4 protein-coding genes and 1 pseudogene are annotated in these 5,871 nt (G+C 72.3%); 1 reads left to right on the top strand and 4 read right to left on the bottom strand.

Annotated features, from left to right (window positions below):
- Positions 1–384: 384 nt before the first annotated feature.
- From G6R25_RS29890 to G6R25_RS29095, 3 genes and pseudogenes are all read right to left on the bottom strand, one after another.
- Positions 385–1,038: a DUF427 domain-containing protein gene (locus tag G6R25_RS29890; protein WP_235949247.1), complete on the bottom strand. Its 654-nt coding sequence runs from the start codon at positions 1,036–1,038 to the stop codon at positions 385–387.
- 101 nt (positions 1,039–1,139) lie between these two features.
- A complete protein-coding gene (locus tag G6R25_RS29100; RefSeq protein ID WP_268904192.1) occupies positions 1,140–1,649 on the bottom strand; it encodes a SpoIIE family protein phosphatase in 510 nt (169 codons plus the stop codon).
- A gap of 64 nt (positions 1,650–1,713) precedes the next feature.
- A pseudogene (locus G6R25_RS29095) lies at positions 1,714–2,130 on the bottom strand (SpoIIE family protein phosphatase); the annotation flags it as partial.
- A 544-nt stretch (positions 2,131–2,674) separates the two neighbouring features.
- Here G6R25_RS29095 and G6R25_RS20470 point away from each other — a divergent pair.
- A complete protein-coding gene (locus G6R25_RS20470; RefSeq protein ID WP_473246921.1) occupies positions 2,675–4,345 on the top strand; it encodes an LCP family protein in 1,671 nt (556 codons plus the stop codon).
- Between the two features lie 65 nt (positions 4,346–4,410).
- On the opposite strand, the gene G6R25_RS20465 is transcribed toward G6R25_RS20470, so the two are convergent.
- The gene (locus tag G6R25_RS20465) at positions 4,411–5,340 is read right to left on the bottom strand and encodes a hypothetical protein (protein ID WP_163554231.1); all 930 of its coding nucleotides are present in this window, start codon (positions 5,338–5,340) and stop codon (positions 4,411–4,413) included.
- Positions 5,341–5,871 lie beyond the last annotated feature (531 nt).

Below are 5,871 nucleotides of genomic sequence, written 5' to 3'. Positions count from 1 at the left end.
CACTCACACCCCGCAACAATTACCCAACCTCACAAATCGACACCGGGAATGGCTCAATGCCTCCCGCGCACCGCAACCTGCCGGCATCGGTAGGTGTTCGTCGGCGGCGGGGTAGGTACGACGCGACAACCGCTGCTCAACGTTGAGCATCTACGACCCCGAGTAGATAGGGCCGACTCGTAGTCGCCGGTCGAGCATCAGCGTGGCTGGCGCAGAACCCCGCCACACATCCGGACCGCGACCGCGACGGCTTGACACGGTCATTCAGATTCCGCGAAACCGGAGAAGCCGCAGTTCATCCCGTGCCCGCGAGGGTACGCGGCCTGAATCAAGAATGTCACACAGAGCAGCCTCTGATCACAGCCAGACACACGCCCTGGCGGGTCAGCCGACGCGCGGGGCCGGTCCAGGGTGCGTGGGCACTGCGTCGACGGACACCGTCACGCGCTCGTCGTAGAAGCAGACCAGGCCGGCGATGCGAGCGCTCTCCGGCAGCGGGGTGCGGTAGGTCCAGACGACGTCGTCGTGCCGCGTCCCGTCGACCTCCACCGAGAAGTACTCGGCGTTGCCCTTGTAGGGGCAGTGCGTGCGGGTGCCCGAGGGGCGCAGCAGGTCCTGGCGGACGTCGACGAGCGGCAGGTAGTAGCGCGGCACGAGGCCGGTCTCGAACAGGATCACCGGGCGGTGGGAGTCGGCGACGACCACCCCGTCGATCTCGACGCGGACGTGCCGGGAGCTGGGCAGCGCGTCGATGCGGGTATAAGGGCTGCGCGGATGGACGTAGACGGGCTCGTCCTCCTCCAACCAGCGGTCCATCTCGTCCCAGTCGAGGCGGACCAGCTCGCGCAGCCCCTCCAGCGGGGACTGCGGATAGGCCCAGGCCGCCGCCGGCGCGGTGCGCCCCTCGACGACCACGTCGAAGTAGACGGCGTCGCCGCCGCTCGGGGAGTGCCCCGTGCGGGTGATGGGGACCAGCTCGGCGACGACGTCGGCCCGCGGCAGGTAGTAGGCGGGATAGTGCGGGTTCTCCCAGACCAGCGCCGGGCTGGTGGTGTCGGCGACCAGCCGCCCCCCGAGGTAGGCGCGGACCCGCTTGCGCCCCTACTCCAGCCGGACCCGGCCTCGCGCCTGCTGCGTCGTCATCCGATCGCCTCCCGTCGCCTCGCCGTGGTGATGTCGGCCCTGGCGGGCCCGTCGCCGTGGTGGCGCCGGGCATCATCAGCGCCGTTGGTGAAACCGGTGACGGAGCGGGGGACTTCCCGTTTCCCGTCCGGGGCCCGCCACGGCGCGTCGGCGCGCACCTGGGCGGGCTGATCCGCGCAGGGGGCCTCGGCCCGCGCGGGCGGGGCGAACTCGGCGGCCAGCAGGGCGACGTCGTCTCCCAGCGTCGCCTCGGTCCAGCGCCGCAGGGCCGCGACGAGGTCGGCCAGCCGCGCCGGCCCGAAGGCGGCCTGGACGGCCGGCAGCACCGGGAAGAACTCCCGGGTTCGTGGGTGGCGGGCCTCGGCCATGCCGTCGGTGTAGAACAGGATCCGGTCGCCGGCGACGAGGTGGGTGCGCACCACGGTGGCACCGGCGGCGCCGAGGCCGAGCGGGGTGCGCCGCCCGGTCGCGTCGAGCAGGCGCGGCGCGCCCCGGCGCAGCAGCACCGGGGTCGAGGTGACCGGCGTTGACCAGTTCCAGCTGGGCGCCGTCGAGCTGCGCGAACACGGCGGTGACGAAGTCCTCCGCCCCGCCCGAGCCGACCACTTCGGCGTCGAGGGCGGCCACGACCTCCTCCGCGTCGGCCAGGTGGCGGGCGACGACCCGGAAGGTGGCCAGCACCCGGCTGGCGAGGCGGACGGCATCGAGCCCCTTGCCGCGGGCGTCGCCGACGGGGATTCGCACCCCCCAACGGGTCTGTGCCACCTCGTAGAGGTCCCCTCCGACGCGGGCCTGCGCGGCGACGCTGTCGTAGCTCACGGCCAGGCGCAGATCGCCCACTCGGGCGGGGACCACCCCGAGGATGGCCCGCTGGGCCACGTCGGCGACCCGAGTAACGTCGCGCAGCCGGGCCTCGCGCCGCTGCCGGTCCCGGCTGGCCGCGACCGCGATGGCGCCGCCGGCCGCGATCACCGCCAGCCGGATCATCTGGGCGACGAGGCTGTCGTGGCCAACCCCGCTGTAGTAGCCGAGCGGAATGGCCTGCAGCGCGGCGCCGGCGTACGCGGCGGTCACCCACGGCCCGGTCAGGGCCGCGGCGAGCAGCGGACTGATCACCAGGCTGGTGATGATCACATATCGCTGGTCGCCGGTGAGGTCCATGGCGACCACGGCGAGCAGAACGACCAGGGGGACGAGCGAACGCACCCAGCTCGTCTCGGACGGGGGCCGTGACCGCCCCGCGATGGCACGGCGGTCCACTGACCATCGGTCACGAATCACTACCACGAGTATGCGCGCCCGCGGCGCGATGGACCTGCGCCGATCATCGATCCGCAATTCGGGGTGACCTGACCAGGCGGTGTGATCAAGGGTAATCGGCGGACGCATGCTTTTACCAGCACCGCCCCCGTCGCGCCACGTATACGGAGAAACCGTCTTGTACCCCTCAAGGTGAGCGATCCGACCATTGGTGTAACTTTCCGCACTACGTCGGGCCCTGCCCGCAGGGCCCCTCGAGGAAGGGCGGGAAGTGACCGCACCGCACCTGCAGCACAACGCCGTGGACAGCTTGCGGGTCCTCCCGCCTCGACTGGATCCGCGGGGAACGGGACCCGGCCGGTCAGGATGGGGCACGGGGCTCGGCGGCCCACCCCCGCGACGCCGGCGCGGGATGCTGGCCTTCCTCTCCTTCATCTCCTGTTGCGTACTCCTGGTCACCGTCGGCGGCTGGGCCGCCTACTCGTTCATCAACGGCAAGGTCAACCGGATCGATCTCGGGCTCGGCTCGGACGGCAGTTCCAGCGGGGTAGGGGTGGCGAACTACCTGCTGGTGGGCACGGACAGCCGGGCCGGCACCGGCGGGGAATACGGCGACGTCGCGGGGCAGCGCTCCGACACGACGATCCTCGCCCACCTGGGCAAGGACGGGGCCACGACGATGATCTCGTTTCCCCGCGACATGTACGTGACGATCCCCGAGTACACCGACACCGCCGGCAAGCACCACGCGGCGGCGAAGGACAAATTCAACGCGGCGATTTCCTCGGGCGGCCCGTCACTGCTGGTCAAGACCATCGAGAGTCTCACCAACATGCAGGTCGACCACTACATCTCCATGGATCTGCAGGGATTCAAACAGATCACCGATGCCATCGGGGGCGTCGAGGTGTGCATCAAGCCGTCGAACGCGCCACCCCAGCACTTTCAGGACGACAACGGCCGGTACCGGGTCAGCACGAATACCAACGACCCGATGAGCGGCTTCCATGGCGGCCCGGGGACCATCCAGGTCAACGGGGACCAGGCGCTGGCCTTCGTCCGCCAGCGCCACGGCCTGCCCGCCGGCGACACCGACCGGATCAGCCGCCAGCAGCAGTTCATCGGCGCCATGTTCCACAAGATCATGAACGGTGACACGCTGACAAACCCGATCAAGGCCGAGCGGTTGGTGTCCACCGCGGCAGGGACACTCACCCTCGACGAGCACACGAGCATCGCCGACCTGCGCAGCCTCGCGACCCGCATCAAGGGCCTGACCAGCGGCGGAATCCGGATGCAGACCGTGCCCACCCACGCCCCGACCCGCGCCGAGGGCGCCATCGATGACAAGGGCGACATCCGCCTGCACGGCAACGGTGCATCCGTGCAGTTCTACCGGCGTGACGACCTGATGGGAATCGTCAGCCCGCTGGGCGGCCGCGTCGAGGGCGCCACTGCCTCGGGCGACGCGGGCGCGGGCCCCTCGCTCGCCCCGGGCGTCACCGCGGCCCCGGCGCAGGTGCGCGTCGCCGTCTACAACGGCTCCTCGCGCTCCGGGCTCGCCTCCAAGGTCACCACCGCGCTGACCGGTAAGGGCTTCCACGCGCGCAACGCCGGCAACGCCTCGGTGCTCACCCACGAGACGTCCCGAGTCGCCTACGGGCCGGGCCAGGATGCCGAGGCGCGCACGGTCGCCGCGGCCGTGCCGGGATCGAGCGTGCTGGCCGACTCCAGCGTCACCGGCGTCCAGCTCATCCTCGGCTCCAATTTCACCGAGGTTGTCACGCCGGCCGTCGCGCCCTCGGGCGCCAGGGCGTCCACTGCCACGCCGGCCCCGGCGGCCGGTGACGCGACGGCAGGCGCCGCCCAGGCCACCGCGGCCACCGCGGCCACCCAGAGTGCCCCGGCCGCCCCGCCCGAGGCCCCCACCTGCACCTACTGACACACCCCACCGCGATGCACCGCACCGCACCGCACCCCGCCCGACGCAGGCTCGTGGCCGGCGCGTTACCAGCCGCTCACGGTGACCGCGTGGGGCACCTCGAACGGTGTGAAGACCCGGCCGCGCTCGGCGGCGGCGAAGAGGGTGAGCACGCCGTCGCGCCAGACCGGGCGCACATGGTTCCGCGTGCGCAGCAGGTCCGACCTGCGAGGCTCGGCCTGCCCGGCGGGCGCGACGACGCGGCCCACGGCGGTCTGCCCGAGCACGGTCTCCACCAGCACGGTGCCGCGCAGCCGGCCGACCCCCGGGTACACGACGGCCCGCCCGCCCTGCCGGTCGGCATGATCCGCGGCGGCCTGCGCGGCGCCGTCCGCGAGCTCGGGCGGCCCGATTCGCTCCACCCCGCAGGCCAGCCCGACCGGCCCCGCGACCAGCGCCCCGACGCGGAGGAACTCGACGGCGAGCCCGGCCGTCGTCCCGGGCGAGCCGGCGCCCCCGAACCCCCCGGCACGACCATCGGTGACGGCGATCCCGGCGGCGGCGGCGTCGATGACGGCGGTCCCGGCGGCCTGGCCGGTTCCGCGGAGAGCATGCCCGGCGGACCAGCCACCGGCGCCGATGCCCCCCGTCCGGACGGTTGCCGCCCGGCTCCCCTCGATCGGGGGTCCCACCCGCGGGGCGTGCCTGGCAAGGGGGCCCCCGACCGGGTCCGACCCGACCCGCGCCGCCGCGGCGGCGCGCCGGGCCGCTGCCAGCTCCACGATCGCGAGCTCACCGGCGAGATGCGCGACTCGTCGCCAGCTGCCCGGCCCGCACCAGGTCGGCGAGACCGCGAGCGACAGGGCCACGTGTGGCGCCTGCGCGCCGACGAGATGGGTGCAGGCGACGGTGTCACCGGGTAGGTCCAACACCTCGACCAGACGGTGGATGAGCAGGTCGGCGTCGCGCAGGGAGGCGCAGCCGGCATCGACACCGACGATGAGCGGCCCGGTCATCGTGCGGGCACCCACACCGCGCGAGGGCGGCCGACCGGCGCCACGGCGTCGGACCGCTCGGGCCGCAGCGACCGGCGGACCGGTGCGGCTGAACCCGGATTCCGACCCCCGCCGGGACGAACCGCCCGGTGTTCGTGATCCCCCATATCGTTCCCTTCGGTGACCGCAGCGCCGCACGTGAGCATCCGACGCGCCGAGCAGAGGGTGGCAGCGCCGGGTGAACGTCCGGCCAACAGCAGAGGGCCGGGTAGTTGTGACCACCACCTTTCTAGTCAGAAAACTGGGATTTGACCGGCCCTGTAGCCCATCCCGGCTATGACAATGAGGCCGTTCATAGTCGTCTTGCCATTTGGTCAGTGGTCCCGCGGATTCCGCCGGCCGGCGGGGGACCACCATCGGGCGGCAGGCCGGACGCGCGACCGTGCGTCTGTTGGCGCGGCCGCGCGGCACGCAATGCAAGGGCGTCGCCGCACAGGGCCGCGCGAAGGTCACTTTCCGTGCTGACTGGTTACTCTAGGTTGTGAGGAATGT

Origin of the sequence: Candidatus Frankia alpina (genome assembly GCF_902806485.1) — a bacterium.
GTDB lineage: Bacteria > Actinomycetota > Actinomycetes > Frankiales > Frankiaceae > Frankia > Frankia alpina.
Note: the sequence above shows the minus strand (reverse complement) of the source record. Positions and strands in the feature narration are given on the sequence as shown.